The sequence below is a fragment of the Streptomyces sp. SID13031 genome, from assembly GCF_010548305.1.
GTDB lineage: Bacteria > Actinomycetota > Actinomycetes > Propionibacteriales > Kribbellaceae > Kribbella.
The window spans coordinates 1-432 of sequence record NZ_JAAGLV010000087.1 but is presented as its reverse complement, the minus strand read 5'-3'; the positions used below and the strand labels follow the sequence as shown (position 1 = coordinate 432).

Annotated in this window: 1 pseudogene; it reads left to right on the top strand. The window is 71.8% G+C overall.

The window, feature by feature from the left end:
- Window positions 1–432: pseudogene (locus G3I17_RS39355) on the top strand (two-component sensor histidine kinase); the annotation flags it as partial.

Sequence of the window (432 nt, the reverse complement as noted above, 5' to 3'; positions counted from 1 at the left end):
TCCAGGTCAACGCCCTCTCGGCGCTGGCCCGCCAGGTGTTCCTCTTCCGGCTGGCCATGATCGCCATCGGCACCCCGCAGGCCCTCGACAACACCGCCCCCGGCCTCGCGAGCTGGCTGGTCGCCTCGGCCGTCCTGGTGACGGTCGTCGGCTCGTACGCCCTCTACCGCGACTGGGAACGCTTCGGCCCCCTCCTCGTCCGCTTCCCGCTGCTGCTCGGCGCCGACACGGTCTTCGGCGCGCTGCTCCTGTTCACCGCCACACCCGAGTGAACCCTCGGATACGCCGTCGTGTGCACCCCGTTGCTGGCCGGACTGCTGTACGGCTGGCGGGCGGCGGGCGTCTTCGCCGTACTTCAGATCCTGATCCTGGCCGCGGCCTACGGCGCCGACGCACACCTCCGCTCGGGGCTGGCCAGCGTGTTGCTGCCGC